Below are 23,872 nucleotides of genomic sequence, written 5' to 3'. Positions count from 1 at the left end.
CTTCCGGCCCCCTTTGCTTAATTGCCGAAGCCGCGCGGGGCGGGATCGACCACGCTGATCGTGCCGGCGCCGACCTCGCTCACTTCCAGCGCGCGTTCGGCGATGCCGTTGCGGTTGAAGCGGAAGGCGCCGTCGATGCCGGCAAAGCCGCCCGGATCGCGCAGGCGTGCGGTGGGGAAAGGCGCGCCCGGCTTCCAGTCCTGGGCGATCCGCACCGTCAGCAGCACCGCGTCATAGCCCATCGAGGACAGGCGGAACGGCGCGCTGCCGTAGCGGGTGCGATATTTGGTCGCGAGCTGGCGATAGAGGCCGTCCGACACGCTGGCATACCAGGCGCCGCGCAGCATGGGGCTGGCGGCCAGCGATTCTTCGGTATTCCAGATTTCGGTGCCGAGCAGGCGGGCATTGGCGCCGCCATTCTTGCGCACGATCGGCGCGACCTGCAGCGCGACCCGGCCGCTGTCGGCGATCAGCAGCGCGTCATAGCTGGACGAGGCCTGCAATTTCTTGACCGCAGCGGTGATCGAGGCGGGGGTGCGATCGAAGGTCTGCATCGACACTACCGTGCCGCCGGCCTGTTCGACCGCGCGCAGCAGCGCATTGCCGGCGCGCTCGCCATAGGTGCCGCGCGGCACCAGCGCGCCGAAATTGGACAGGCCCTTTTCGCGGGCAAAGCCGATCACGCGCTCGATCGACTGGTTGGGGGTATAGCCCATCAGATAGACATTGCTGCCGGCGACGCTGGTGTCGTTGGAGAAGCTGATGACCGGGACATTGGCCTTGGCCGCGATCGGCCCGACGATGCGGGCGTCATCGGCCAGCAGTGGCCCCAGGATCAGGCGGTTGCCGTCGGCCAGCGCCCGGTTGGCGGCCGCCGCCGCGCCGGTGGCGGTGTCATAGGTGGTGATGCGGACCTTGTCGGTCTTGATGTCCATCAGCGCCAGCGTGGTGGCGTTGGCGATCGACTGGCCCACGCCCGCATTGGGGCCGGACGTCGGCACCAGCAGCGCGACGCGGTGGCGCGCAGTGTCGGTCGGCAGGCCCTGGGTCACGTCCGGACCGGTGGGCTGGGCGGGGCCGGTGGGCTGAACGGGACCGGGGCCTTTGGGCACGATCGACTGACAGGCGGCCAGCATGATGGTGCTGGCAACGAACAGCAATCGCGCGCTGCGCTTCATCGCCGCGAACATGTTCGCTTGCCGGGGGGCATCCGTCTCTGTCATCTGGGATCCTTATGGAAACTATATTGGCATCCGGGCTTGAGCCCGGGCTTTACATCGTGGCGGGGCCGATCGGCAACCTTGGAGACCTTACGCCGCGCGCGGCGGAAGTCCTGCGGTTGGCCGACGTGGTCGCCGTGGAAGATACACGGGTCAGCGCAAGGCTGCTGCGCCATGCGGGATCGGATCGGCCGATGATTCCCTATCATGACCATAGCGCAGAAAATGTGCGGCAGCGGCTGATCGAGCGGATGGTGAGCGAATCGGTCGCCTTGCTGTCGGACGCGGGGACGCCGCTGATTTCCGATCCGGGCTACAAGCTGGTGCGCGATGCACGGGCGGCCGGGCGCAGGATCACGACCCTGCCGGGGCCGAGCGCGGCGATCGCGGCGCTGACCTTGTCGGGCCTGCCGACCGACCGTTTCCTGTTCATGGGCTTCCTGCCGAACAAGGCGAAGGCGCGCGGCGACGTGCTGGCCGAAGTGGTGGCGCTGCGCGCGACCCTGGTCTTCTACGAAAGCGGGCCGCGCCTGTCGGATAGTCTGGCGGCGATGGCGACGGCGCTGGGCGATCGCGAGGCGGCGGTCAGTCGCGAGATCAGCAAGACGTTCGAGGAGACGGCGACCGGCACGCTCACGGAACTGTCCGCCCGCTATGCCGATGCGCCACCCAAGGGCGAGATCGTCGTCATCGTCGGCCCGCCCGGCGAGGCGCCGCCGGCCAGCGCCGAGGATGCCGATGCGGCGCTGCGGGAGGCGCTGACCCGGCTGCCGGTGTCGAAGGCGGCGGGCGAGGTTGCCAAGAAGCTGGGGCTGGACCGGCGGGCGCTCTATGACCGAGCGAACGAACTCAAGGGGGAACGGGAGGGGTGAACCGCCAGCAGGCGGAGAAGCGCGGCCGGCAGGCCGAACGCATCGCCGCCTGGTGGCTGCGCCTCAAGGGCTGGCAGATTGTCGGCCAGCGCCTGCGCACGCCCGCGGGCGAGGTCGATCTGGTCGCGCGCAAGGGGGCGATGCTGGCCTTTGTCGAGGTGAAGAGCCGGGCCACCGATGCCGAGCTGGACGTCGCGATCGACCAGCGCCGGCTGGCGCGGGTAGCGGCGAGCGCCGAAATATTATGGCATCAGCTGGCAAGACCCGGAGACGACATGCGAATTGACGTCATCCTCCTTGCGCCCGGCCGCGCGCCACGCCATCTGGCCAATGTCTGGCATGGGGGGTGAAAATCATCCGCCGTTCGCCCTGAGTAGCCCCTGAGCAAAGTCGAAGGGGCGTATCGAAGGGTGAGTGCCGAATGATGCTTCGATACGGGACTTCGTCTTCGCTCAGTCCCTGCTCAGCACGAACGGATATGGAAGGAAACCGCGCCGATGACCGAATTCAACCCCCTGACCGTCGCCATGCAGATGGACCCGATGGACGGGATCAAGATCGCCGGCGATTCGACCTTCCACATCATGCTGGCGGCGCAGGCGCGGGGGCATAAGCTCTATCATTATTTGGCGCCCGACCTGACCTACCGCGACGGCCGGGTGCTGGCCAAGGCGCGGCCGGTGAAGGTGCAGAAGGTGCAAGGCGACCATTATGCGCTGGGCGAGCCGGAGATGCTGGATCTGGGCCGCGACGTCGATGTCGTGTGGATGCGGCAAGACCCGCCCTTTGACCTGAGCTACATCACCGCGACCCATTTGCTGGAGCGGGTGCAGGAAGAGACGCTGGTGGTGAATGACCCGGCCAGCGTCCGCAATGCGCCCGAAAAGCTGTTCGTGCTCGATTATGCCCGCTTCATGCCGCCGACGATGATCACCCGCGACCTCGCCGAAGTGAAGAGCTTCCTGGCCGAGCATGGCGAGATCGTGGTGAAGCCGCTCTATGGCAATGGCGGCGTCGCGGTATTCCATGTCGGCAGCAATGGCGCGAACCTGTCGTCGCTGGTGGAACTGTTCAAGGCCTCGTGGGTCGAACCCTTCATGGTCCAGGCCTTCATCCCCGGCGTCGCGCAGGGCGACAAGCGCATCGTGCTGGTCGATGGCGAGGTCGCGGGCGCGGTCAACCGCATTCCGGGCGCGGGCGAGATCCGGTCCAACCTGGCGGTCGGCGGATCGGCGGCCAAGACCGTGCTGACCGATCGCGAGCGCGAAATCTGCGAGGCGATGGGGCCGGAACTGAAGCGCCGCGGCCTGCTGTTCGTCGGCATCGACGTGATCGGCGGCGAATGGCTGACCGAGATCAACGTGACGTCGCCGACCGGCATCGTGTCGATCGACGCGTTCGACGGCACCGACACCGGCGGCCTGATCTGGGACGCGATCGACGCGCGCCTGGCGGCGCGGGCGGCGGCCTGACGGATGTGCGCCATTCCTCCGTTCGTCCTGAGTAGCCATTGAGCATGTCGAAATGGCGTATCGAAGGATGTTGCACTCGATGCTTCGATACGAGGCTTCGACTTCGCTCAGCCTCTACTCAGCACGAACGGGTATAGGGGCATGACCGACTGGGTGCTGCGGCTGATCGATGCAGGGGGCTATTGGGGGATATTCCTGCTGATGATCCTCGAAAATATCTTTCCGCCGATCCCGTCCGAACTGATCATGGGCATTGGCGGCATTCGCGTCGGCCAGGGACGGATGGCGATGGAGGGACTGTTGCTGGCGGGCACGCTGGGCACCACGATCGGCAATTATTTCTGGTATCTGGTCGGCCATATATTGGGCTTTGGCCGGTTGAAGCCGCTGGTCGATCGCTTCGGCCGATGGGCGACGCTGGAGTGGCGCGATGTCGAGGCGCTGGACCGGCTGTTTGGCAAATATGGCCAGATCGTCGTCTTCGTCTTCCGCTTCATGCCGGCCTTCCGCACGATGATCTCGCTGCCCGCCGGGCTGTTCCGCATGGGCCATGTGCGCTTCCTGATCTGGACCGCCGGGGGCGCGCTGGTGTGGAATCTCGTGCTGGCCTATGCCGGTTTCCTGCTCGGCCAGAATTTCCGCGATATCGACAAATATGTGGGGCCGGTGGCGACCGCCTGCGTGGTCGGCGCGGTGCTTCTCTATCTCTGGCGGCTGGCGACCTGGCGGCCCAAGGGGTAGGGCGGCCCTCGGCTGCTATGCGCGGGGATGGGCGGCGCGATAGACGTCGAGCAGATGGGCGGCATCGACCTGGGTATAGACCTGGGTCGAGGTCAGGCTGGCATGGCCGAGCAGTTCCTGGAGGGAGCGCAGATCGGCGCCGCGGCCGAGCAGATGGGTCGCGAAACTGTGGCGCAGCGCATGGGGCGTGGTGCGGTCCGACAGGCCGAGGCGCCCGCGCGCGCCCTGCACCGACCGGCGGATGAGCGCGGCCGAAAGCGGACCGCCGCGCGCGCCGCGGAACAGCGGCTGGTCGCGTTCGGGCGCCCAGGGGCATTGGTCGGCATAGGCCTCGATCGCGGCACGGACCTGCGGCAGCAGCGGCACCAGCCGCGTCTTTCCGCGCTTGCCGGTGACGCGGAGCGTGGCGCCGAGCGGCATGATGTCGCCCATCAGCCCCATTGCCTCGCCGATGCGCAGGCCCGCGCCATAGAGCAGCAGCAGCACCGCCCAGTCGCGCGCGCCGATCCAGTCCTCGCGCGCGCCCTCGGCAATGTCGCCGGCCAGCGCCAGTGCCTCGTCGGGGGAGATGGGGCGGGGCAAGCCGCGCTTGACCCGTGGTCCCTTGAGCTGGGGAATGCGGGCGTCCGTGCCGCCGACATATTTCAGGAAGCCGCGCACCGCCGACAATTCGCGCGCGGCGGAGATATTGCCGATACCGTCGACCCGGCGGCTGGCGAGATAGGCGCGCAGGTCCGCCTGCTCCAGCCGGGTGAGGCTGGCGGCGGTCACGGCCTGGCCCTGATGCTCGGCGAGGAAGGCGACCAGCCGCTCGGCCGTGGCGACATAGGCCCGCACCGTATGGGTGGAGCGCCGCCGGTCGAGGCTGAGATGCTGGCGCCAGCGTTCGGGGAGGGAGGGGGTCATGTTGGAAATGCCGCGCTTAACTTCGCATATTTCCCGCACATTTTAATAGTATCAAACAAGAGTTGGAAATCTTGTTGCGTGGAGCGGGGAATGCGGGGAGGGGCTGCGTTGCGCATGGCGGCAGCCTAGCAGAGGGGGGCGATGTAGGACAGGTGGCGCGCTCCTACCTGATCGTCACCCCAGCGAAGGCTGGGGTCTGTGGCCTTCAAACGATATGGTCGAAGAGATCATCCCAGTCCGGGTTGGCCTGTTCGATCAGCCGGATTTTCCAATCGCGCTTCCAGGCCTTGAGCGCTTTCTCCCGACTGATCGCCAGCAGGATATCCGTGTGATGTTCGACGAGGACCAGACGTGTCAGCCCATATTTGCGGCAGAAAATCGATCCGGTGCCGCGCCGATGTTGATCGATGCGCGCGGCGAGATCGGCGGTGACGCCGATATAGAGGACGCCGCCCGGCTTGTTGGTCATGATGTAGGTATAGCCGCCCTGCGCCATTCGGCGATGCTACATATAAAGGCCTGAGATGCCAGCTTTCGCTGGCATGACGTATATTCTGGAATGGCGGCGTGCCCTTGAAATCCGCCGGGAAATGGGCACATGGGTGCCATGGCTACCCCGTTTGATCCGGCCGATTTGCCGACCGGCATCCTGATGACGCTGTCGCCGCTGGTGGCGCGCGTGCTGGCGCCCAATCCGTCGCCCTTCACCTATACCGGCACCCAGACCTATCTGGTCGGCGGGGCTGATGTCGCGGTGATCGATCCGGGGCCGGATGAGGCCGCGCATCTCGATGCGCTGATCGCCGCGATCGGCGGGCGGCGCGTGGTGGCGATCCTGTGCACCCACACCCATCGCGACCATAGTCCGGCGGCCCGGCCGCTGAGCGGGCTGACCGGCGCGCCGATCATCGGCTGTGCGCCGTTGACGCTGAGCGACGACGGGCCGCGCGCGGACGCGGCCTTTGACGCGGACTATCGGCCCGACCGGGTGCTGGGCGATGGCGAGGGGGTGGCCGGCACCGGCTGGACGCTGGCGGCGGTGGCGACGCCGGGCCATACGTCCAACCATCTCTGCTTTGCTTTGGCGCAGGACAAGGCGCTGTTCACTGGCGACCATGTGATGGGCTGGTCCACCAGCGTCATTTCCCCGCCCGATGGCGACATGACCGCCTATATGCGCTCGATGCAGCGGCTGCTGGAGCGGGACGATGTCGTCTATTATCCGGCCCATGGCGAGCCGGTGGAAAATCCGCAGCGGCTGGTGCGCGGCATGATGGGCCATCGCAAGCAGCGCGAGGGGCAGATCATGCGCTTCCTGGAGCGCAATGGCGACAGCGCCATCCCCGACATGGTGGCGGAAATGTACAAGGGCGTGGACCCGCGCCTTTACGGGGCGGCCGGGCGATCGGTGCTGGCGCATCTGATCGACCTCAATGGCCGGGGCATGGCCGCGCCGCTGGAGGATGGACGATGGCAGATGCGCTGAAGCGCTATGCCGGGCCGATCGCGGTCGCGCTGCTGATCCTGATCGTCGGCGGGGCGATGCTGGTCGGCTGGCAGCGCTATAATCGCGACTATGTGGTGAGCGTCGAGGATGACGGGACAGCGGTGACCAAGGTCATTGCCGAAAAGATCGCCGGCACCAGCAGCCTGAAGGTTTCCGAACTCAGCGGCACGATCCAGAGCAGCGCCCGAGACGTGCGCGGCTTTGGCTGGCTGAAGTCCGATCAGGTGGTGAAGATGCCCTTTTCGGTCGATTATTTCGTCAATGTGGGCGCGATCGGCGCGGATGATCTGGAATGGGATGCGGAGCGCCGCACCCTGATCGTCAACGCGCCCGAGGTCACCGTCGGCAAGCCCAATGTCGACGAGAGCCAGCGCACTCTGGTGCGCACCGGCGGGCTGTTCGTGACGCGCGAGGCGGGCGAGGCGCTGAGCCGACGCACCTCCGCCTATGCCCAGGCGCGGGCCACCAAATCGGCCGGTTCGCCCGAGCGGATGGCGCAGGCGCGCGAATATGGCCGGGCCGCGCTGGTGAAGCTGATGGGCGCGCCGCTGGCGGCGGCCGGGCAGGGCGATGCGCGGGTGATCGTCACTTTCCCGGCGGAGCGACCCAATCGCGATCGCTGGGACGTGACCACGCCGGTTAACGAGGTACTGGCAAACCGGAGACAGGCCCGCTAGGGCGCCCGGTAAGACCGAGGAGTCACAGGGTATGAACGCTTTCACCGATATTCCGCAGGGGACGGACCTGCGCGCGGAGATCGACCGCCTGCGCAAGGAGCGCAACGCCGTCATCCTGGGCCATTATTACCAGTCGCCCGAGATTCAGGACCTGTCCGATTTCGTCGGTGACAGCCTGGAACTGTCGCGCAAGGCGGCCGAGACCGATGCCGATGTCATCGCCTTTTGCGGCGTGCGCTTCATGGCCGAGACGGCGAAGATCCTGTCGCCGCAGAAGATCGTCGTGCTGCCCGACATGGACGCCGGCTGTTCGCTGGAGGACAGCTGCCCGCCCGCCCAGTTCAAGGCGTTTCGCGAGGCGCATCCCGATCATATTGCGCTCAGCTACATCAACTGTTCGGCCGAGGTGAAGGCGCTGTCCGACATCATCGTGACATCGTCGTCGGCCGAGAAGATCCTGGCGCAGATCCCCAAGGACCAGAAGATCATCTTCGGCCCCGACAAGCATCTGGGCGGCTACCTCAAGCGCAAGCTGGGCCGCGACATGCTGCTGTGGCCGGGCGTGTGCATCGTGCATGAGGCGTTCAGCGAGACCGAATTGCTGAAGCTCAAGGCGCAGCATCCGCAGGCGCCGGTCGCCGCGCACCCGGAATGCCCGCCCTATATCGTCGACCATGCCGATTATGTCGGGTCGACCAGCGGCATATTGGACTTTGCCAAGACGATGCCGGGCGACACGCTGATCGTCGCCACCGAACCGCATATCATCCATCAGATGCAAAAAAGCGTGCCGGACAAGAATTTCATCGGCGCGCCGGGCGCGGACGGCAACTGCAACTGCAATATCTGCCCCTATATGGCGCTCAACACGATGGAGAAGCTCTATCTGTCGCTGCGCGACCTCAGCCCGCGCATCGAGATGGACGAGACGCTGCGCGTCGCCGCCAAGAAGAGCCTGGACCGGATGCTGGACATGGCCAGCGGCACGGTCGGCCAGGGCGATCTGGGCGCACGCTGAGGATAGACGGGGGAGGTCGGTCACATGGTCAACCTCCCCGACAGCGACTTCGGCCTTTTCTATTATTGCCTCGAATGGGCGATCCGCATCGGTGCGCTGATCGCCGTGCCCTTTCGCCGGACGCCGGCGGCGACGCGGGCCTGGCTGCTGCTGATCTTCTTCCTGCCGGTGCCGGGGCTGATCCTGTTCTGGATCATCGGCAGCCCGCGTTTCCCCGAATGGCGGCGCGCCCGGTTCGGCGAGCTTGATCCCTGGTTCGGTGGCATTGCCGCGCGGCTGCTGCCCCATGCGCCATCACCCGACCCTGATCGCGCGCCGATCGTCGACCTTGCCGCAAAGCTGGGCAAGATGCCGGCGACCGGCGGCAACAAGGTCGATCTGATCTTCGACTATATCGTCGCGATCGACCGGCTGGTGGCGGACATCAATGCCGCGCGGCACAGCATCCGCATCCTCGTCTATATCTTCGCCGACGATGCGGTGGGGCGGCGGGTGGCCGATGCGCTGGGCGCGGCGGTCAAGCGCGGCGTCACCGTGCAGGTGATGTATGACCCGGTCGGATCGCGGCCCTGGCGCAAGGGGATGGAGGCGATGCTGACGGCAGCGGGGGTGGAGCTGTGCGCCGCCCTGTTGTTCCGCTGGATCCGGGGACGCACAAGGCGCGACATGCGCAACCATCGCAAGCTGTTCGTGATCGACGGGACGATCGGCCATGTCGGATCGCAGAATATCGTCGCGCGCGACTTCAAGCCCGGCATCGTCAACCAGGAACTGGTGGCGCGGGTGACCGGGCCGGTGGTGGCGGAGCTGGAGGCGCTGGTGCGGGCCGACTGGTATATGGAGACGCATCAGTTGCCCGAGGGGCCGGTGGTCATTCCCGAGCCGGCCGGCGACGCGGTGACGCAATTGCTGCCGAGCGGGTCCAACTATCCGCTGGAAGGGTTCAAGACTTTGCTGGTGTGGCAGCTGCACCAGGCGCGCAGCCATGTGATGCTGGTGACGCCCTATTTCATTCCCGACGACGACCTGGTCGATGCGATGCGCACGGCGGTGGTGCGCGGGGTGAAGGTCGACCTGATCGTGTCCAAGCCGGTGGACCAGTGGCTGGTCCATGCGGCGCAGGCCTCTTATTATGCCGAGCTGATGGCGGCGGGCATCGGCATCCATGCCCATCGGCCCGAATTCGTCCATGCCAAGACGGTCAGCATCGACGGCCGGCTGGCGGTGGTCGGCTCCTCCAATGTCGACATGCGCAGTTTCGAACTGAACGAGGAGGCGAGCCTGCTCATCTATGACGCGGAAACGGTGGCGGCGGTGGAGCTGGTGCAGCGCCGCTTCATGGCGCGGGCGGAGACGCTGGACCGCGAAACATGGCGGGCGCGGCCGCTCTATCGCAAGGTTGCGGAAAATGTCGCGCGGATGGTCGGCTCGCTGTTGTAACGGCCCCGCATCATCGCCTATCGCATCGGGCCATGAGACATAAGCTGACGCTCCGTTCCACCCTGATGGCGATCGCCATCGCTTCCGCTCCCGTCCTGATCGCTGCCGCGCCCGCCACGGGCGATGATCCCTATCTCTGGCTGGAGGATATCGAAGGCACCAAGGCGATCGCGCAGGTCGAGCAGTGGAATGGCGAGACGGAAAAGCTGTTGCGTGCCAGCCCGCGCTTCGAGGCGGACCGGGCGCGGGCGCGCGCGATCCTGGACGATGAAAGCCAGATTGCGGTGCCCGACAAGGTGATGGGCGATCGCGTCACCAACTTGTGGCGCGACGCGAAGAATCCGCGCGGGCTGTGGCGGTCGAGCGACCTGGCCTCCTATCTGGCGGGCAAGCCCAACTGGACGACGATCATCGACGTCGATGCGCTGGGCAAGGCGGAGGGCAAGAGCTGGGTCTGGCATGGCGCCGATTGCCTGGCGCCCGATTACAGCCGCTGCCTGATCTCGCTGAGCGCGGGCGGCACCGATGCCGATGTGGTGCGAGAATATGACCTCGCCACCGGCAAGTTCGTCGAGGGCGGCTTTACCCTGCCCGAAGCCAAGAGCGACGTCGCCTGGGCGGACAAGGATACGCTGCTGGTCGGCACCGATTATGGCGCGGGATCGCTGACCGCGTCGGGCTATCCGCGCATCGTCAAGCGCTGGAAGCGGGGCAGGCCGCTGTCATCGGCGACCTTGGTCAAGGAAGGCGTGGACAGCGACATTTCGGTGCGGCCGCGCGTCGAGCAGGATGGCGACAAACGCTGGGTCTTCATCGACCGGGCGCTGACCTTCTACACCAACGACCTCTATATCGAGGGCGCGGACGGCCAGCTGATCCGCACGCCAGTGCCCGATACGGCCGATTTCCGCGGCCTGATCGACGGGCAGATGATCGTGCTGCTGAACAAGCCGCTGGGTGATATTCCGACCGGATCGCTGGTGTCCTGGCCGATCGCCGATGTGGCGGCGGGCAAGGCGGGGGCGCCGCAGGTCGTGCTGAAGCCGACCGCGACCACCGTGGTCGAGGAAGTGCGCACCACCGACCATATCCTGTGGGTGAAGCAGCTCGACAATGTGTCGGGCGCGCTGCTGGCGATGACCCGCGACGCCGCCACCGGTCGCTGGACCAGCCGTTCGGTGCCACTGGCCGACAAGGCGACGGTCCATCTGGTCGGCACCGACGACAAGGGCGACCGGGTCTTCGCCTCGGTCGAGGGGATGCTGACGCCGCCCAGCCTGATGGTGGCAGGGGCGCAGGGGCCGGCGCAAACCATCCAGCAACTGCCCGCGCGCTTCGACGCCAGCCAGTTCCTGGTGGAGCAGCGCTTCGCGACGTCGAAGGACGGGACCAGGGTGCCCTATTTCCTGGCGCGCAAGAAGGGCGTGACGGGGCCGGTGCCGGCGTTCATCCATGCCTATGGCGGGTTCCGCGCGGCGCAGACGCCGACCTACCTCACCACCGAACCCTATCGCGCCGGGCCGCTGGGCCTGTTCTGGGTTGAGGATGGCAATGCCTATGTGCTCGCCAATATCCGCGGCGGCGGCGAATATGGCCCAGCCTGGCATCAGGATGCGCTGCGCGAGAAAAGGCAGAATGCGTTCGACGATCTGGCGGCAGTGGCCGAGGATCTGGTCAAGACCGGCGTGTCGGCCAAGGGCGATATCGGCATTTCCGGCCGCTCCAATGGCGGCGTGCTGGTGGGCGCGGCGATGACGCAGCGGCCCGACCTGTATGGCGCGGTGATCGCAGGATCGCCGCTGGAGGACATGAAGCGCTATTCGCATTTGTCGGCCGGCGCATCCTGGGTGGCGGAATATGGCGATCCCGATGTGCCGTCGGACTGGGCGTTCATGTCCAGATGGTCGCCCTATCAGAATGTGAAGACCGGGGTGCAGTATCCGCCCGCCTTCTTCTACCTGTCGACCAAGGATGACCGGGTGCATCCGGGCCATGCGCGCAAGATGGCGGCGAAGCTGAAGGCGACCGGCAGCATGGTCTATTATCATGAATATCGCGAGGGCGGTCATTCGGTCGGCGCCGACCATGCCGAGGATGCGGTGCGCGCGGCGCTGCTGCACGCCTTCCTGACCCGCGAACTGGTGGAGAAGAAGAAGTGAGCGGGGGCGGCCATGCCCTATTATGAATGCTCGATCAGAGGAGCGCATTTTCCGGCTGAATTGATAGGCAAGAAAGGCATGTGTGGTTTCAACACCACGCGATGGTTGGAAGCCGATGATCCCGATGATGCCGAGATGAAAGTCGTTCAGATGCTGCGTGGAGAGCGAAGCTTTCAATGGCGTGGCAAGCCAGAGCGAATGGCTGACGCACGGATATTCGTAGAGACCATCCGTGAGATCAAGAAACTTCCCAAGTCCCAAGGTGGCGGCGCAACATGGTACACAGAATGAATAGCTTTACCCTGGAGGCGTTCGACCTCGACGCCTTTGTCGCTTCGACGCTGGCGGAGGATCTGGGGCCGGATGGCCGCGACGTCACCAGCGAGGCGGTAATCCCGGCCGATGCGATCTTCGACGGGGTCATGGACAGCCGAGACGCGGTGACGCTCGCCGGGCTGCCGATCGCGGTCGCCTTCTTCCGGGCGCTCGATCCCGATGTCGAGATCGCGCTGCTGCATCAGGATGGTGAGCAGGTGGCGGCCGGGACCGACATCATGCGCATCCGGGGCAAGGCGCGCGCGCTACTGACGGCCGAGCGGTCGGCGCTCAACACGGTGCAGCACCTGACCGGCATCGCCACCATGACGCGCGCCTATGTCGACGCGATCCTGGGCACGGGCACGACCTTGCTGGATACCCGCAAGACGATCCCCGGCCTGCGTCGGCTGGAGAAATATGCCACCCGCATGGGCGGCGCGACCAATCATCGCATGGGCCTGTGGGATGCGGCGATGATCAAGGACAATCATGTCGCGGTCGCCGGATCGGTCGAGGAAGCGGCGCGCCGTGCAGTCGCCGCCGGCATCGCCCAGATCATCGTCGAGGTCGACCGGGTCGACCAGATCGAGCCGGCGCTGGCCGCAGGCGCCACCCATTTGCTGCTCGACAATATGGATGCAGCCACGCTGCGCGGCGCCGTGACCCTGGTCGGCGGACGGGTGCCGACCGAAGCATCGGGCGGCGTCACGCTGGAGACGATCCGCGCCAAGGCGGAGACCGGCGTCACCTATATCAGCGTCGGCCGCCTCACCCAATCTGCCCCTGCCGCCGACATCGGACTGGATTTTTCCCATGCGTAACCTGATTTTCGCTCTCGCCCCCATTCTGACCCTTGCCGCCCTGCCCGGCACTGCGCTCGCCCAGGCAGCCTATTGCAGCCCACCCAGCCAGCCGGCCCGGCCCGAACCGGAACTGCCCAGCGACAAGGAACCCAAGCGCGTCCTGCCGATCGGCAGCTATACGCTGGCGATCAGCTGGTCGCCGCAATATTGCGCGACCGCCAAGGGGACGGGAAACAGCGTCCAGTGCGGTGGGCGCAATGGCAAGTTCGGCTTCACCCTGCATGGCCTGTGGCCCGACGGATATGGCAAGGAATGGCCGCAATATTGTCGTGCGACCGATCTGGTGCCGCGCGCGGTGATCCGCCAGAATATGTGCGCCACCCCCTCGGCCCAGTTGATCCAGCATGAATGGGCCAAGCATGGCACCTGCATGGCGACCAAGCCGGAGCTGTATTTCAACCTGTCGCGCGCCTTCTATGAATCGCTGCGCTATCCCGACATGGCGGCGCTGTCGCGGCGTCCGAACCTGACCGCCGGCCAGTTTGCCCAGGCTTTCGCCAAGGCCAACAAGGGCATGACGGCGGACATGATGCGCGTCACCACGACGCGCGACAACAAGCTGAGCGAAGTGTGGCTGTGCATGGACCGGGCGCTGGAGTTCACCCGCTGCCCCGGCCATCAGGGCGGCGTGCCCGACAGCGCCTATGTCAAGATCACGCCCGGCCCGATCATCCTCAATCCCCGCCGCCCGGTGCCGCCGCCAGCCAATCCGACCAAGCGGCCGGGGTTGATGCTGGATCTCGACCCCAACGCCCAGCCGCCGGTCGAGGGCAACTGACAGACATCAACCGTCGATCGTCACCGTCGAGGGATGGTGGCGATCGAGATGCTTGCGGATGATGCGTAGATTCTTCGTGTTCGACTTGTAGAGAAAGTCGAAGATATCGCCGGCAAAGGGGATGGCGCCAACCAGCGTGTCGACGCCGACATTGGCGGCCATCCGGGTGATCTGCCATTTGGACAGGCCGAGGTTCCGGGCTTCCCACACGATCCAGGCGCCCATGGCGGCGGTCGCGATGTCGCCGACGACGGGCACGAGGCCGACAAGGCTGTCGAGGCCCACCCGCCGCTTCGTGCCGGGGATGACGAACAGCCCTTCCAGGAGGGCCTCCATCATCTCGATCCGGCGGCGGATCGAGACAGGATCGCGGCCGAAGCCGGGCATGTCACGAACAAGGTCATCGAATTGCTTGGTCGAAACGGGCATTCCATCACTCTCCAAAGCCCTGTGCTGCCGGATAACGTCCAGCGCGGCAAAAAGGGCGCAGACCCTTAATTGGTGCTGCGGAAGAGATGGTTCAATGGGTGACGGCCACGCGGCGAGGGCAGGAAGCCGCTGAGCCGTTTCGACACCAGCGACCAGCGGATCGGCGCGCCGAGCGGGATATAGCCGTCATGGCCCTGAATCAGGCCTACCGCCTGGGCGACGCGGGCGGCGCGTTCCTCCGCCGTGCTGGCGAGGCTGGCGGCCTGCAGCGCGGATTCGCCTTCCGGGCTGCAGTGAATCTTGCGGGCGCAGCCGATCCGGCCGAGATACCAGAGCGCGCTGTCATAAGCGGCGACCTCGTCGATCAGGGTGAGGTCCGCCTTGTCCGCCAGATCGACCCGCTCTGCGGCAAGGCCGATGGCGCCCAGATCGCGCGCCAAAAGGCCGAACAACAGGGTCGAGCCGGGGCCGGCGGGCAGGGCGATGCGCAGCGGCGGTGGATTGCCATGGGCGGCGCGCCAGCGGTCGATGATGGCGCGGCCCTGCGCCCGGCGATCATCCATCGCCTGCCCGACCCAGGCGGGCGTGGGCGGCGCGACCGGCAGGTCGAGCTGGCCGGGCAGCAATTGCTCGCTGATCGCCCAGCCGCCCAGCGGGAACATCTGGAGCAGCTGGTCGCGATCGACCGCCATGTTGATCGCGGCGCGCACGCCGTCATCGTCGAGCAGATCACCCTTGCCGGTAATGGCAAGGCCCAGCAGCCCCTGCACCGGGTCCATGCGCACGGCGTCGCGATCGATGCCGGCGGGCACCAGCAAGGGCAGGTCGGCATAGCGGCCGCCCAGCACCAGCGCCGACTGTTTTTCGCGGAATCGGATGATGGCGAGGGCCGCGCGCTCAGGTCGCAAGATTCGAGTCTGCCAGGCGGGGACGCCGCCTTCCTCCTCATCGCTGTCGGCATCGTCGCCGCTCAGGCGATCGACCGGGGTCAACATTGCCGCGCCGCGCTGCCAAGCGCTGCGATAAGGGCCGGTGCCGCCGTCGCGGGACAGCACCGCCATTTGCGGCTGGGCCAGCATCTGCAGCACATAGGGGCGGGCGGCGGCCATGCGAATCTCGATCACCTCGCCGGTCATCGGCACGACCGCCTGCACCGCGTCGAGCGGCCCGTCGGGGTCGAGCTGGCGCAGCATTTCGATCCGCGCCATCAGCATGCGGGCGACATCGGGCGCGGTGACGCGCGCGCCATTGGCCCAGAAGGCGCGGCGCAGGCGGAAAATATAGCTGCGCCCGTCATCCTCCACCACCCAGCGCTGGGCGAGTGCGGGCAGGATGTCGCCGCCGGCATCGAAGGCGACCAGCCCCTGGGCGGTGGCTTCCAGGATCAGCTTGGCGGCCGGATTGGGCAGGTTCGGCAAGGGCTTGGCGAGTTCAGCGCGGTTGCCGATGACGCTGACGACGACCGGGCCGCTGCCTTCGTTAGAGCAACTGCCGAGCGCAAGGCTAAGGCTGGCCCCGGCGATCAGGGCAGCGCGGCGCGACAGGCGACGCAGGCGGGGCGGGACGGCGAACATGCAGGAACGGGCTTAAAGCGTTTTCCAATCAGGTGGAATCACCTGATGACTCGGAAAACGCGGGAAATCAAAAATATGGAGCAGCCGATCCGGCACAGCCGGATCGAAATCTGCTCCAGCCCGATGGGGCGCCGCCGCCAACCGCGATCGGCGCTTTTGTCGATGTCACAAAACCGACATCTGAAAGACGCTGCGATGTAACATAAAATTCATACTGGCGTCCCCGAAACAGGGGAATGAACAGGAATGACGCTCCGATTGCGACTGGCCGCCGGCACCGCGCTGGCGACGCTGATGCTATCCACGCCGGCACAGGCGCAGGATAATGCGGCCTTGCAGCGCCAGATCGACGAACTCAAGGCGCAGGTGCAGGCGCTGACCGCCGCACTGGCCGCCAACAAGGGCGCGCAGCCGGCGGCGCCCGCGCCAGCGCCTGTCGTTGAATCCGCTGCGGCGCCTGCGGCGCCCGTTGCCCTTGCTGCCGCGCCGGTCGCGCCGGCCGCCGTTCCGGCGTCGGCGACCCCGCCCAAGTCCAAGGCCTGGTATGAGAAGTTGTCGCTGCGCGGCTATACCCAGATGCGCTACAATGCCTTCCTGTCGGGCGACGACACGGCGCCGGCCGGCCAGTCGCGGCTCCGCTCGGTCCATGACAGTTCGATTTCCGATCGCGGCAGCTTCTCGCTGCGCCGGGCGCGGCTGGTGCTGCAGGGCGATGTGTCGGACCGGGTGTCGCTCTATCTCCAGTCCGATTTCGCGTCGGCGGTGAACAACCAGGCGGGCAGCGAGCGGCGCGAGGGCTTCGTCCAGTTGCGCGATGCCTATGCCGATGTCTTCCTCGACAAGGACAAGAATTGGCGTGTGCGCTTCGGTCAGTCGAAGGTGCCGTTCGGCTGGGAAAATATGCAGTCCTCGTCCAACCGTCTGACGCTGGACCGCAGCGACGCGATCAACAGCGCGGTGCCGAGCGAGCGCGATCTGGGCATTGTCGGCTATTATACGCCGACGTCGGTGCAGCAGATCTGGGACCGGCTGGGGCATGACGGGCAGAAGCTGTTCGGCAATTATGGCGCCTTTGGCCTGGGTGTCTTCAACGGGCAGGGCACCAACCGGACCGAGCAGAATCGTGGGCTGATGAAGGTCGCCTTTGCGACCTGGCCGTTCGAACTGGACGGGCTGGGCGGTGCCTTTGAGGGGCAGGTGCTGGAAATCGGCGGATCGGCGATGATGAACGATGTGCAGCCCGAACTGCGCAGCGGCGGCGTCAGCACGATCGCCTATGATGATGATCGCGTCGGCCTTCACGCCATTCTCTATCCCCAGCCCTTTGGCATCCAGGCCGAATGGAATTGGGGCAAGGGACCGGAATATGACGTCGCCAGCCAGTCGATCGAGACCAAGAATTTGAGCGGCGGCTATGTCCAGATGATGTATCGCCTGCCGACCGAGACGATCGGCGCGCTGATGCCCTATGGCCGCTGGCAGCATTATCGCGGCGGGTGGAAGGCCGGCACCAACGCGCCGCGGCTGGAAACCGACGAGTTCGAACTGGGGATCGAATGGCAGCCGTGGAAGGCGCTGGAATTCACCTTCGCCTATGCCCGGATGAAGCGCGCCGAAGCCGACGAACGCCGCACCGGCCGGGCGGAAGGCAATCTGATCCGCACCCAGGTGCAGTGGAACTACTGACCGGCCAATCTACCCTCAGGGCGTGACCGGCGGTAGCGGATCCTTCTGCGCTGCGGCCTTGCCGTCGGGGTCGAACAACATGATCCGGTCCTCGCTCGCGTCATAGCGCGGCCAGGCGGTCAGGCCGGTGCCGTTCGGATCGCCGCTGCGCGCGAAATTGACAATATAGGCGCTGATGGTGCGGCCCATCTCATTGTCGCGCGGTGTTGTCGCGGCGCCATATTTGATCGCCTGGGTGTCGAAGAAATAGGGGATGTCGGTGGCATGGCCCGCACCGGGCTTGCCGACCGAGGTCGCGACATAGTCGAAGCGATAGGCATAGACCGGCAGCTTCGCCGCCGCGAGCGTGGCGGCGACGGTGCGGGCGCCGCCGACCATGAAGCCGGTCGGCCCGCCAATATCGGCGCCGGTCGCGCCGACCATCACCGGCACATGAGCGAAATTGCCGGCCGCATAGGCGGCGGCGGGATTGACCGCGATCTTCCCGTCGGGGAAGGGCGGGCTGTAGGGGCCGAGCTGGCCCTTGAACATGCCTTCGAGGTTGAGGCCGTCGATCACCTGATCGGCGGGCAGCGCGCGCAGCGCCTTGAGCGTGGCGGCGTCGCTGCCCTTGATCCCCTTGGTCCCGGCGAAGGCTTCGCCGATCGTGGCGGCGCTGCCATCCTGTGGACCGCGCATCTGCCCGTCGCCACCCGACATGATGACCGCGCGCTGGAACAGGCCCTGCGACAGCGGCGAGGTCAGCAGCGCATGGACCGACATGCCGCCCGCGCTTTCGCCGATGATGGTGATGTTGGCGGGATCGCCGCCGAAGCGGGCGATGTTGCGCTTCACCCATTGCAGCGCCGCGACCTGGTCCATCAGGCCGTAATTGCCGGCGAGGCCCTTGTCCTCGTTCGCGGCGGCAAGGGCGGGGTGGGCGAAGGTGCCGAAACGGCCGAGCCGATAGTTGAAGCTGACCACCATCAGCCCCTGCTTTGCCAGCGCGGCACCCGAATAGGTGGGCGGCGACGATCCGCCATTCACGAAGCCGCCGCCATAGATCCAGAACAGGACCGGCAGCCTGGCGGTGGTGCCGGCAGGCTTCCAGACATTGGCGTAGAGGCAGTCTTCGGCCGGCGGGGTGCCGAGCGGCGCGGCATCGCTGGGGAAGGGCAGCTGCATGCAGTCGTTGCGATAGGCGGTGGCTTCGCGCACGCCCTGCCAGCGGGCGACGGGCTGGGGCATGCGCCAGCGCAGATCGCCGACCGGCGGCGCGGCGAAGGGAATGCCCTTCCAGCTTTCCACCCCGGCGTCGAGCGCGCCATGGACGATTCCCGCCTCGGTCTGGACCATCTGTGGCTGGGGCGTGGGGGAACGGGCGGCGAGCGGCGCCGTGCCAAGGGCGCTGGTGCCGAGCAACAGGGCGCTTAGCCCGATGATAGTGGTCCGCTGCATCGCCTGCATCCTCCATTCCATTCTGTGGGCGGGAATAGAGGCAAATTTGGCGGCGAAATCAATCGGCTTGATCGGGCGCTTGATCGGGCAAAGAAAAAGGGGCGGCTCCGTTAGGAACCACCCCATATCTCTCCGGCCGAAACCGGAAGGCTGGGCCTCGCCGAAGCGAGGCCGAACAGCTTACTTCAGCTCGACGGTCGCGCCGGCTTCTTCCAGCTGCTTCTTCAGCTTTTCAGCTTCGTCCTTGCTGGCGCCTTCCTTGACAGCCTTCGGGGCGCCTTCGACCAGAGCCTTGGCTTCGGTCAGGCCCAGGCCGGTGATGGCGCGGACTTCCTTGATGACGTTGATCTTCTTGCCACCGTCGCCGGTCAGGATCACGTCGAATTCGGTCTGCTCTTCAGCAGCCGGAGCAGCGGCAGCGGCCGGGCCGGCAACGGCGACGGCAGCAGCGGCCGAAACGCCCCACTTTTCTTCCAGAGCCTTCGACAGCTCAGCGGCTTCGAGGACGGTGAGGGCCGAGAGCTGATCGACCAGAGCGTTGATGTCTGCCATGATATATTTCCTTCTAAGCGGGGGAAGCCCCGCAATATGATGTTGAAACGATTACAAGAAGTCGGTCGGGGCCAATCAGGCCGCTTCCTTCTCCGCATAGGCGTTGAAGACACGCGCGAGCTGCGCTGCCGGTGCCTGGGTGACGGTTGCGAGCTTGGTAGCCGGAGCGACGATGAGGCCGATCAGCTTTGCACGCAGTTCATCCAGCGACGGCATCGATGCCAGGGCCTTGACGCCCTCCGCATCGAGCAGCACTTCGCCCATCGCGCCGCCAACGATCTCAAGCTTGTCGTTGGTCTTCGCGAATTCGACCGCAACCTTGGCGGCTGCGACCGGATCGGCCGAGGTGGCAAGGCCGACGGGGCCGGTCAGCAGGTCGCTGATCGAGCCGTAGGCGGTGCCGTCAAGGGCGATACGGGCGAGGCGGTTCTTCGTAACCTTGTAGGACGCACCGGCGTCGCGCATCTTCTGGCGCAGGACAGTCGACTGGGCGACGGTCATGCCGAGGTTGCGGGTCACGACGACCACGCCAACTTCTGCCAGCTCTGCGTTCAGCGCGGAAACGACCTCAGCTTTCTGATTACGATCCATGCCATTACTCCACTTCATGTCCATCGGACGACCCGATGGACGGCAAAAGCCCGTGCGTTTCCGCACAGGGCAATAGTCCGAAGGGGAGAGATCGACTGGCCGTGTCTCCGTTTCAGGAAAACAGGCAGACCCGAATCGGGCGCGTGGCCCATCCGGTAAAGAACTTTTCCCCGTCTAGGCTGGAGATTAAGAAGGGCAAATTCCCTTCACCAACTGTCTCGGACGGAAGACCAATGGCGTGAGCCACGGGTCTGCTGCTGGCGCCCTTACAGATTTTGGGTCATGCTGTCACGTGGAATCTGGCGCGGTGGCGGGATGCGCATGACGTCGTCAGGACTGCCCCAGTGCAGCCTTGCTGCGCTCGCCCACGATGCGGTTGACCGATATGCTGTCGAGAACGGTCTTCGACGATGGAGCGCCTGGTTTCAGGAAGATTAGGAATGTCTCTCCCACCTCGCCTTGCAGCGCATCGCCATTTCCCGGCCATTCGCAGCTGTCTTGGGCTATGGGCTTGAGCTGGAAACTCTGGAGCTTTCCTGTTCCCTTCAGCCAGCGAACAGGGCGCAGCCATACCTGCGGTTTCAGCAGGGAGTCGCCAAAGGCTACGGCTTCCGCCAGTAGGACGCGATCTGCCGAGGCCCAATTCTTCGCGTCTCTTTGCCGCTGAAACGGTCGACTTCCTCCTGATCCCTGCGCACGCGCTCGGCTTCGAACGGTTCGAGGCGTCTGGCATAGGCATCGTCGCTCTCTCCCTCCAGGCGGGAAAGGGTCGGTGGTGGTGGAAGGCACGCTATCGCGCTGTTCATCGACGCCGTCAAAAGGCTGGCCGTGATCAGCGAGACGATGCGTGCCTTCATCCAGGGTCAGACCCGGTCCGCCTGCACCACCGTATCGAGGGCGCGGAGTGCGGAGACGATGCGGCTGAGATGTTGGGCGTCGGCCACTTCCAGATCGATGATGTCGGTGTGGAAGGGGCCTTCGCGATTGACCAGTTGCAGGTTGAGGATGTTCGCCTTGGTCGCGCCGAAGACATTGGCGACGGCGGCGAGCGCACCGGGCTGGTTCTTGACGATGACCTGCAATCGGGCGGTGCCGCCCTTGGACTTGCTGTCCCAGCTCAGGTCCACCCAGTCATCATCCTGGCCTGTCTCCAGCGTGCGGCAGTCGATGGTGTGGACCTCGATCGGCTCGCCGGTGCGGCGGATGCCGACGATGCGGTCGCCGGGCACCGGGTGGCAGCATTCGCTCAGCTTGAAGGCGATGCCCGGCGTCAGGCCGCGGATCGAGACCGGGGCATGCTGGCGCGGATGGGCGTCTTCCAGTTCCTGGCCGCTGGTGGAGCCGGGGATCAGCGCCTCCATCACTTCGGAATCGAGCAGGCGATGGGTGGCGATGGCCACCATCAGCGAGGCGCGATCCTCCAGCTTGAGCCGCTTGAGCGCGGCATTGAGTGCCTTGTCGCCCAGCTCGCTCGCCAGTTCGGGCGAGAAGCGGCCGATGATTTCCTCATAGAGTTTCTCGCCCAGCGCCACTTCCTCGCCACGCTGCTTCTGGCGGATGAAGCGGCGGATGGCGGCACGCGCCTTGCCGGTGATGGCAAAGGTCAGCCAGCCGGGCTGCGGCTCCTGCCCGGCCGACTTGAGAATCTCGACCTGGTCGCCATTTTCGAGGGATGTGCGCAGCGGCACCACCCGGCCATTCACCTTCGCCCCGACGGTCTGGTTGCCGAGGGAGGTGTGGACGGCATAGGCGAAATCGACCGGGGTCGATCCCTTGGGCAGCTGGTGCAGCTCGCCCTTGGGTGAGAAAGCGAAGATGCGATCCTGATACATCGCCATGCGGGTATGTTCGAGCAGCTCGTCCGCATCCTGGCTCTGTTCCAGGATTTCGACCAGGTCGCGCAGCCAGGCGGCATTCTGGTCGGTGGCGTCGCCCTTCTGCTTGTAGGCCCAGTGCGCGGCGAGGCCGAGTTCGGCGTCATTATGCATGTCGCGGCTGCGTAACTGCACCTCGATACGGGCATTTTCCTGATGGATGACCGTGGTGTGCAGCGAGCGATAGCCGTTGCGCTTGGGGGTGGAGATATAATCCTTGAACCGGCCCGGCACCATCTTGAAGGTCTGGTGGATGACGCCCAGCGCGCGATAGCAATCCTCGGTCGTCTCGGTGATGACGCGGAAGGCCATGACGTCGGTCAGCTGTTCGAAGCTGATGTGCCGTTCCTGCATCTTCTTCCAGATGGAATAGGGGTGCTTCTCGCGCCCCGACACGGTGACGGACAGGTTATGGCCGCCCAGCAGCAATTGCAGTTCCGCGCCGATCCGGTCGACCTTGTCATGGCCGCCTTCCTTCAGCTGCTCCAGCCGCTTGGTGATGCTGTCATAGGCTTCGGGTTCCAGCACCCGGAAGGCCAGCAGCTGCATCTCGCGCATGAAGTCATACATGCCGATCCGCTCCGCGAGCGGGGCATAGATGTCCATCGTCTCCTTGGCGATGCGCCGGCGCTTCTGCTCATTCTTGATGAAGTGCAGCGTGCGCATATTGTGCAGCCGGTCGGCCAGCTTCACCAGCAGCACGCGGATATCGTCCGACATGGCGAGCAGGAATTTGCGCAGATTCTCCGCCGCCCGCTCATTTTCGGACATCGCTTCGATCTTGGAGAGCTTGGTCACGCCGTCGACCATGCGGGCGACATCCTTGCCGAACGCTTCCTCGATCTCGTCATAGGTGACCAGCGTATCCTCGATCGTGTCGTGCAGCAGCGCGGTCACGATCGTCTGGTCGTCCAGATAGAAGTCGGTCAGGATACCGGCGACCTCGATCGGATGGCTGAAATAGGGGTCGCCGCTGGCGCGCTTCTGGCTGCCATGCTTCTGGACAGAAAAGACATAGGCGCGGTTGATCATCGCTTCATCCGCATCCGGATCGTAGCGTTTTACCCGTTCGACAAGTTCATATTGGCGTAGCATCGTTTCCCGATTGTGTGGGAAGTGCCTTGCTGCGCAACCAAAAAATCCCGTTTTGTGATATTTGGGTTCCGTTTGTGCAACTTTTGCAACGATTGCCGCTTTGCGCTATTGGTGTGGCATCATGAAACATAATCTTGCCCAGGATCTGGAACAATGTGCCCTTCCCGCCGCGCTGGAGGCGATGGGTGAGCGCTGGTCCTTCCTGATCCTGCGTGGCGCCCTGTCGGGCATCCGCCATTTCGAGGAGTTCCAGTCGACGTTGGGCATCGCCCGCAACATCCTGGCGAACCGGCTGTCGCGGCTGGTCGAAAACGGCATCATGCTGCGCCAGCCGATGCAGTGCGACCGGCGCAAGGTCGAATATCGGCTGACCGAAAAGGGCCAGGAGCTTGCCCCGGCGATGATCGCGCTGCGCCAGTGGGGCGAAAAATGGGGCTGTGCGCCGCCTTTCTGTCAGGTGCTGGCAGACAAGCGCGATGGTCAGCCGATCCGGCCGATCGCGGTGCTGGCGCATGACGGCCGCACGCTGGAGTTGAGCGATCTGGTCTGGCTGTGTCGTGACGAGGTCACGCCGATGACGCAAGAGCCGGCCGTGGCGGCCTGACGATCGGATCTGAACCGACGGGACGACTTCACCATGGCGCTGAAATCGCCTAGGTTGGC

The 23,872-nt window shown here is 65.5% G+C and carries 24 protein-coding genes; 14 read left to right on the top strand and 10 right to left on the bottom strand.

Annotated elements, in window-relative coordinates; translation table 11 throughout:
• Nucleotides 1-17: 17 nt before the first annotated feature.
• The gene (locus GGQ90_RS15625; protein ID WP_380766733.1) at nucleotides 18-1,223 is read right to left on the bottom strand and encodes a penicillin-binding protein activator; all 1,206 of its coding nucleotides are present in this window, start codon (nucleotides 1,221-1,223) and stop codon (nucleotides 18-20) included.
• Nucleotides 1,224-1,234: 11 nt separating this feature from the next.
• Between GGQ90_RS15625 and rsmI the strand changes: the two genes are divergently transcribed.
• The 4 genes from rsmI (at nucleotide 1,235) to GGQ90_RS15605 (ending at nucleotide 4,305) form a co-directional block, all read left to right on the top strand.
• A complete protein-coding gene (gene rsmI / locus GGQ90_RS15620) occupies nucleotides 1,235-2,092 on the top strand; it encodes a 16S rRNA (cytidine(1402)-2'-O)-methyltransferase (RefSeq protein WP_188083004.1) in 858 nt (285 codons plus the stop codon).
• On the top strand, nucleotides 2,089-2,442 hold the full coding sequence (locus GGQ90_RS15615; protein ID WP_188083003.1) for a YraN family protein: 354 nt from the start codon (nucleotides 2,089-2,091) through the stop codon (nucleotides 2,440-2,442). Before rsmI ends, GGQ90_RS15615 begins: the two co-directional genes overlap by 4 nt.
• 147 nt (nucleotides 2,443-2,589) lie before the next feature.
• Complete coding sequence (gene gshB / locus GGQ90_RS15610) at nucleotides 2,590-3,564, top strand: glutathione synthase (protein WP_188083002.1); 975 nt, start codon at nucleotides 2,590-2,592, stop codon at nucleotides 3,562-3,564.
• 141 nt (nucleotides 3,565-3,705) lie between these two features.
• On the top strand, nucleotides 3,706-4,305 hold the full coding sequence (locus GGQ90_RS15605) for a DedA family protein (RefSeq protein WP_188083001.1): 600 nt from the start codon (nucleotides 3,706-3,708) through the stop codon (nucleotides 4,303-4,305).
• A gap of 15 nt (nucleotides 4,306-4,320) precedes the next feature.
• Here GGQ90_RS15605 and GGQ90_RS15600 read toward each other — a convergent pair whose 3' ends face one another.
• Together GGQ90_RS15600 and GGQ90_RS15595 are read right to left on the bottom strand one after the other, a co-directional pair.
• Complete coding sequence (locus GGQ90_RS15600; protein ID WP_188083000.1) at nucleotides 4,321-5,211, bottom strand: tyrosine recombinase XerC; 891 nt, start codon at nucleotides 5,209-5,211, stop codon at nucleotides 4,321-4,323.
• 205 nt (nucleotides 5,212-5,416) lie between these two features.
• Nucleotides 5,417-5,707, bottom strand: coding sequence for a GIY-YIG nuclease family protein (locus GGQ90_RS15595; protein ID WP_188082999.1), 291 nt, complete (start codon nucleotides 5,705-5,707; stop codon nucleotides 5,417-5,419).
• 111 nt (nucleotides 5,708-5,818) lie between these two features.
• Between GGQ90_RS15595 and GGQ90_RS15590 the strand changes: the two genes are divergently transcribed.
• From GGQ90_RS15590 to GGQ90_RS15555, 8 genes are read left to right on the top strand one after another with little or no spacing between them, the layout of a single operon-like run.
• A complete protein-coding gene (locus tag GGQ90_RS15590; protein ID WP_188083047.1) occupies nucleotides 5,819-6,697 on the top strand; it encodes an MBL fold metallo-hydrolase in 879 nt (292 codons plus the stop codon).
• A complete protein-coding gene (locus tag GGQ90_RS15585) occupies nucleotides 6,682-7,395 on the top strand; it encodes a DUF4230 domain-containing protein (RefSeq protein ID WP_188082998.1) in 714 nt (237 codons plus the stop codon). Before GGQ90_RS15590 ends, GGQ90_RS15585 begins: the two co-directional genes overlap by 16 nt.
• Nucleotides 7,396-7,426: 31 nt before the next feature.
• Nucleotides 7,427-8,413 carry a quinolinate synthase NadA gene (nadA, locus tag GGQ90_RS15580; protein ID WP_188082997.1) on the top strand — a complete coding sequence of 329 codons (987 nt, stop codon included), beginning with the start codon at nucleotides 7,427-7,429 and terminating at the stop codon, nucleotides 8,411-8,413.
• A 24-nt stretch (nucleotides 8,414-8,437) separates the two neighbouring features.
• Nucleotides 8,438-9,853: a cardiolipin synthase gene (gene cls, locus GGQ90_RS15575; RefSeq protein ID WP_188082996.1), complete on the top strand. Its 1,416-nt coding sequence runs from the start codon at nucleotides 8,438-8,440 to the stop codon at nucleotides 9,851-9,853.
• A gap of 32 nt (nucleotides 9,854-9,885) precedes the next feature.
• Nucleotides 9,886-12,012: a prolyl oligopeptidase family serine peptidase gene (locus GGQ90_RS15570; protein WP_188082995.1), complete on the top strand. Its 2,127-nt coding sequence runs from the start codon at nucleotides 9,886-9,888 to the stop codon at nucleotides 12,010-12,012.
• A 12-nt stretch (nucleotides 12,013-12,024) separates the two neighbouring features.
• The gene (locus tag GGQ90_RS15565) at nucleotides 12,025-12,303 is read left to right on the top strand and encodes a hypothetical protein (protein WP_004210462.1); all 279 of its coding nucleotides are present in this window, start codon (nucleotides 12,025-12,027) and stop codon (nucleotides 12,301-12,303) included.
• Nucleotides 12,288-13,151, top strand: a complete 864-nt coding sequence (gene nadC / locus GGQ90_RS15560; protein WP_188082994.1) for a carboxylating nicotinate-nucleotide diphosphorylase — start codon at nucleotides 12,288-12,290, stop codon at nucleotides 13,149-13,151. Before GGQ90_RS15565 ends, nadC begins: the two co-directional genes overlap by 16 nt.
• The gene (locus tag GGQ90_RS15555; RefSeq protein WP_188082993.1) at nucleotides 13,144-13,971 is read left to right on the top strand and encodes a ribonuclease T2 family protein; all 828 of its coding nucleotides are present in this window, start codon (nucleotides 13,144-13,146) and stop codon (nucleotides 13,969-13,971) included. Before nadC ends, GGQ90_RS15555 begins: the two co-directional genes overlap by 8 nt.
• A gap of 6 nt (nucleotides 13,972-13,977) precedes the next feature.
• Here GGQ90_RS15555 and GGQ90_RS15550 read toward each other — a convergent pair whose 3' ends face one another.
• Together GGQ90_RS15550 and GGQ90_RS15545 are read right to left on the bottom strand one after the other, a co-directional pair.
• Complete coding sequence (locus GGQ90_RS15550; protein ID WP_188082992.1) at nucleotides 13,978-14,400, bottom strand: DUF4112 domain-containing protein; 423 nt, start codon at nucleotides 14,398-14,400, stop codon at nucleotides 13,978-13,980.
• 65 nt (nucleotides 14,401-14,465) lie between these two features.
• Nucleotides 14,466-15,974, bottom strand: a complete 1,509-nt coding sequence (locus GGQ90_RS15545; protein WP_188082991.1) for an ABC transporter substrate-binding protein — start codon at nucleotides 15,972-15,974, stop codon at nucleotides 14,466-14,468.
• A gap of 246 nt (nucleotides 15,975-16,220) precedes the next feature.
• Between GGQ90_RS15545 and GGQ90_RS15540 the strand changes: the two genes are divergently transcribed.
• Complete coding sequence (locus GGQ90_RS15540; RefSeq protein WP_188082990.1) at nucleotides 16,221-17,660, top strand: porin; 1,440 nt, start codon at nucleotides 16,221-16,223, stop codon at nucleotides 17,658-17,660.
• 15 nt (nucleotides 17,661-17,675) lie between these two features.
• Here the strand turns inward: GGQ90_RS15540 and GGQ90_RS15535 are convergent, their stop codons facing one another.
• The 5 genes from GGQ90_RS15535 to GGQ90_RS15515 form a co-directional block, all read right to left on the bottom strand.
• On the bottom strand, nucleotides 17,676-19,097 hold the full coding sequence (locus GGQ90_RS15535; RefSeq protein WP_188082989.1) for a carboxylesterase/lipase family protein: 1,422 nt from the start codon (nucleotides 19,095-19,097) through the stop codon (nucleotides 17,676-17,678).
• A gap of 180 nt (nucleotides 19,098-19,277) precedes the next feature.
• Nucleotides 19,278-19,649 (bottom strand): 50S ribosomal protein L7/L12, encoded by a 372-nt coding sequence (gene rplL, locus GGQ90_RS15530; RefSeq protein WP_188082988.1) that lies wholly within the window; start codon nucleotides 19,647-19,649, stop codon nucleotides 19,278-19,280.
• Nucleotides 19,650-19,724: 75 nt separating this feature from the next.
• The gene (rplJ, locus tag GGQ90_RS15525; RefSeq protein ID WP_188082987.1) at nucleotides 19,725-20,240 is read right to left on the bottom strand and encodes a 50S ribosomal protein L10; all 516 of its coding nucleotides are present in this window, start codon (nucleotides 20,238-20,240) and stop codon (nucleotides 19,725-19,727) included.
• Between the two features lie 602 nt (nucleotides 20,241-20,842).
• Nucleotides 20,843-21,097: a hypothetical protein gene (locus GGQ90_RS15520; RefSeq protein WP_188082986.1), complete on the bottom strand. Its 255-nt coding sequence runs from the start codon at nucleotides 21,095-21,097 to the stop codon at nucleotides 20,843-20,845.
• Nucleotides 21,098-21,103: 6 nt separating this feature from the next.
• Nucleotides 21,104-23,209 (bottom strand): RelA/SpoT family protein, encoded by a 2,106-nt coding sequence (locus tag GGQ90_RS15515; protein ID WP_188082985.1) that lies wholly within the window; start codon nucleotides 23,207-23,209, stop codon nucleotides 21,104-21,106.
• A 121-nt stretch (nucleotides 23,210-23,330) separates the two neighbouring features.
• On the opposite strand from GGQ90_RS15515, the gene GGQ90_RS15510 reads away from it, so the two are divergent.
• Nucleotides 23,331-23,813 carry a winged helix-turn-helix transcriptional regulator gene (locus tag GGQ90_RS15510; RefSeq protein WP_188082984.1) on the top strand — a complete coding sequence of 161 codons (483 nt, stop codon included), beginning with the start codon at nucleotides 23,331-23,333 and terminating at the stop codon, nucleotides 23,811-23,813.
• Nucleotides 23,814-23,872 lie beyond the last annotated feature (59 nt).

It is taken from the genome of Sphingobium scionense (genome assembly GCF_014197035.1).
In the GTDB taxonomy this organism is placed as follows: Bacteria; Pseudomonadota; Alphaproteobacteria; order Sphingomonadales; family Sphingomonadaceae; genus Sphingobium; species Sphingobium scionense.
This window is presented reverse-complemented; position numbering and strand designations above follow the sequence as displayed.

What these genes read in the sequence shown, in the direction of transcription:
- GGQ90_RS15625 (WP_380766733.1), bottom strand. Translation starts at nt 1,223, where the DNA reads ATGACAGAGACGGATGCCCCCCGGCAAGCGAACATGTTCGCGGCGATG.
- rsmI (WP_188083004.1), top strand. Translation starts at nt 1,235, where the DNA reads ATGGAAACTATATTGGCATCCGGGCTTGAGCCCGGGCTTTACATCGTG.
- gshB (WP_188083002.1), top strand. Translation starts at nt 2,590, where the DNA reads ATGACCGAATTCAACCCCCTGACCGTCGCCATGCAGATGGACCCGATG.
- GGQ90_RS15605 (WP_188083001.1), top strand. Translation starts at nt 3,706, where the DNA reads ATGACCGACTGGGTGCTGCGGCTGATCGATGCAGGGGGCTATTGGGGG.
- GGQ90_RS15600 (WP_188083000.1), bottom strand. Translation starts at nt 5,211, where the DNA reads ATGACCCCCTCCCTCCCCGAACGCTGGCGCCAGCATCTCAGCCTCGAC.
- GGQ90_RS15595 (WP_188082999.1), bottom strand. Translation starts at nt 5,707, where the DNA reads ATGGCGCAGGGCGGCTATACCTACATCATGACCAACAAGCCGGGCGGC.
- GGQ90_RS15590 (WP_188083047.1), top strand. Translation starts at nt 5,819, where the DNA reads ATGGCTACCCCGTTTGATCCGGCCGATTTGCCGACCGGCATCCTGATG.
- GGQ90_RS15585 (WP_188082998.1), top strand. Translation starts at nt 6,682, where the DNA reads ATGGCAGATGCGCTGAAGCGCTATGCCGGGCCGATCGCGGTCGCGCTG.
- nadA (WP_188082997.1), top strand. Translation starts at nt 7,427, where the DNA reads ATGAACGCTTTCACCGATATTCCGCAGGGGACGGACCTGCGCGCGGAG.
- cls (WP_188082996.1), top strand. Translation starts at nt 8,438, where the DNA reads ATGGTCAACCTCCCCGACAGCGACTTCGGCCTTTTCTATTATTGCCTC.
- GGQ90_RS15570 (WP_188082995.1), top strand. Translation starts at nt 9,886, where the DNA reads ATGAGACATAAGCTGACGCTCCGTTCCACCCTGATGGCGATCGCCATC.
- GGQ90_RS15565 (WP_004210462.1), top strand. Translation starts at nt 12,025, where the DNA reads ATGCCCTATTATGAATGCTCGATCAGAGGAGCGCATTTTCCGGCTGAA.
- nadC (WP_188082994.1), top strand. Translation starts at nt 12,288, where the DNA reads ATGGTACACAGAATGAATAGCTTTACCCTGGAGGCGTTCGACCTCGAC.
- GGQ90_RS15555 (WP_188082993.1), top strand. Translation starts at nt 13,144, where the DNA reads ATGCGTAACCTGATTTTCGCTCTCGCCCCCATTCTGACCCTTGCCGCC.
- GGQ90_RS15550 (WP_188082992.1), bottom strand. Translation starts at nt 14,400, where the DNA reads ATGCCCGTTTCGACCAAGCAATTCGATGACCTTGTTCGTGACATGCCC.
- GGQ90_RS15545 (WP_188082991.1), bottom strand. Translation starts at nt 15,974, where the DNA reads ATGTTCGCCGTCCCGCCCCGCCTGCGTCGCCTGTCGCGCCGCGCTGCC.
- GGQ90_RS15540 (WP_188082990.1), top strand. Translation starts at nt 16,221, where the DNA reads ATGACGCTCCGATTGCGACTGGCCGCCGGCACCGCGCTGGCGACGCTG.
- GGQ90_RS15535 (WP_188082989.1), bottom strand. Translation starts at nt 19,097, where the DNA reads ATGCAGCGGACCACTATCATCGGGCTAAGCGCCCTGTTGCTCGGCACC.
- rplL (WP_188082988.1), bottom strand. Translation starts at nt 19,649, where the DNA reads ATGGCAGACATCAACGCTCTGGTCGATCAGCTCTCGGCCCTCACCGTC.
- rplJ (WP_188082987.1), bottom strand. Translation starts at nt 20,240, where the DNA reads ATGGATCGTAATCAGAAAGCTGAGGTCGTTTCCGCGCTGAACGCAGAG.
- GGQ90_RS15520 (WP_188082986.1), bottom strand. Translation starts at nt 21,097, where the DNA reads ATGAAGGCACGCATCGTCTCGCTGATCACGGCCAGCCTTTTGACGGCG.
- GGQ90_RS15515 (WP_188082985.1), bottom strand. Translation starts at nt 23,209, where the DNA reads ATGCTACGCCAATATGAACTTGTCGAACGGGTAAAACGCTACGATCCG.
- GGQ90_RS15510 (WP_188082984.1), top strand. Translation starts at nt 23,331, where the DNA reads ATGAAACATAATCTTGCCCAGGATCTGGAACAATGTGCCCTTCCCGCC.